This is a genomic window from Streptomyces hyderabadensis, assembly GCF_020404845.1.
Lineage (GTDB): Bacteria > Actinomycetota > Actinomycetes > Streptomycetales > Streptomycetaceae > Streptomyces > Streptomyces hyderabadensis.
In genome coordinates this window covers 1-1330 of the sequence record NZ_JAIOJZ010000128.1, presented here as the reverse complement: position 1 = coordinate 1330, position 1330 = coordinate 1, and the positions used below count along the sequence as shown (strand labels likewise).

At 72.6% G+C, this 1330-nt stretch carries 1 protein-coding gene and 2 pseudogenes; all 3 read left to right on the top strand.

Features of this window, described 5'->3' with window-relative positions; translation table 11 throughout:
• A pseudogene (locus K7854_RS37175) lies at positions 1-202 on the top strand (glucose-6-phosphate dehydrogenase); the annotation flags it as partial.
• Positions 199-1134: a glucose-6-phosphate dehydrogenase assembly protein OpcA gene (gene opcA, locus K7854_RS37170; RefSeq protein WP_226030973.1), complete on the top strand. Its 936-nt coding sequence runs from the start codon at positions 199-201 to the stop codon at positions 1132-1134. The pseudogene K7854_RS37175 and the gene opcA, both read left to right, overlap by 4 nt.
• Positions 1127-1330: pseudogene (locus K7854_RS37165) on the top strand (glucose-6-phosphate isomerase); the annotation flags it as partial. The gene opcA and the pseudogene K7854_RS37165, both read left to right, overlap by 8 nt.

Here is a 1330-nt window from a genome sequence, read left to right as displayed (position 1 = left end):
GCTGATCCTGGACGTCCTTCTGGGGGACGCCAACCTGTTCCCGCGCCACCAGGAGGTGGAAGAGTCCTGGCGGATCCTCGACCCGATCGAGGAGTACTGGGCCTCGCACGACAAGCCCGCGCAGTACGCGTCGGGCGGCTGGGGACCGCGGGAAGCCGACGAGATGCTCGCACGAGACGGACGGAGCTGGCGCAGGCCATGAGGATCGACCTGACCGACACCACGGCAAGCAAGATCAACAAGGCGTTGGTGCAGGGCCGCCGGGCCATCGGCACCCCGGCCGTGGGCATGGTGCTCACGCTGGTCATCGTCACCGACGAGGAGAACGCCTACGACGCGATCAAGGCGGCCGAGGAGGCCTCGCACGAGCACCCCTCGCGCACCCTGGTCGTCATCAAGCGCCACCCCCGCAACCTGCGCGACCGCACCCGTTCGCACCTCGACGCCGAGGTCCGGGTCGGCTCGGAGGCCGGGACCGGCGAGACCGTCGTGCTGCGCATGTACGGGGAGGTGTCCGAGCACGCCGACTCGGTGGTGCTGCCGCTGCTGCTGCCGGACGCGCCGGTCGTCGTGTGGTGGCCGGTCCAGGCGCCGGACAACCCCGCGAAGGACCCGCTGGGCGCGCTGGCCCAGCGCCGGATCACCGACCTTTACACGGTCGAGCGGCCGATGGAGGTCCTGGAGCGCCGGGTGCGCGCCTACGCCCCCGGTGACACCGACCTCGCCTGGACCCGGCTGACGCTGTGGCGCTCGATGCTGGCGGCGGCCCTGGACCAGGCCCGGGTGCCGGTGACCGGGGCGGTCGTGGAGGCCGAGGCGGACAACCCGGCGGCCGAGCTGCTGGCCCGCTGGCTGGAGGCCCGCCTGGGCGTCCGGGTGGACCGCGTCGTCACCGACGGACCGGTCGTCACCGCCGTACGCCTCGGCACGGCGAACGGCGAGATCGTCATCGACCGTCCCGAGGGGCCGCTCGCCACGATGACCCTGCCCGGGCAGCCCCCGCGCTCCCTCGCACTGAAGGTGCGCCCCACCTCCGAACTCATCGCCGAGGAGCTCAGGCGCCTCGACGCGGACGAGATGTACGCCGTCGCCCTGCGCGGCGAGGCCGGCAAGGAGAGCCCTGTCCATGTCTGACACCACCAAGCTCGACCAGCGTCCCGAGTGGACCGCGCTCGCGGACCACCGCAAGAGCGCGCTGCCCCGTCCGGACCTGCGCGAGCTGTTCGCCCAGGACCCCGGGCGGGCGGAGCGGTACGTCGTGCGCGTCGGCGACCTGCGCATCGACTACTCCAAGCACCTGGTCACCGACGAGACGCTGGCCCTGCTCCAG

Bases quoted from the DNA above. Each gene is read 5' to 3' on its own strand.
- opcA (WP_226030973.1), top strand. From the start codon at position 199: ATGAGGATCGACCTGACCGACACCACGGCAAGCAAGATCAACAAGGCG.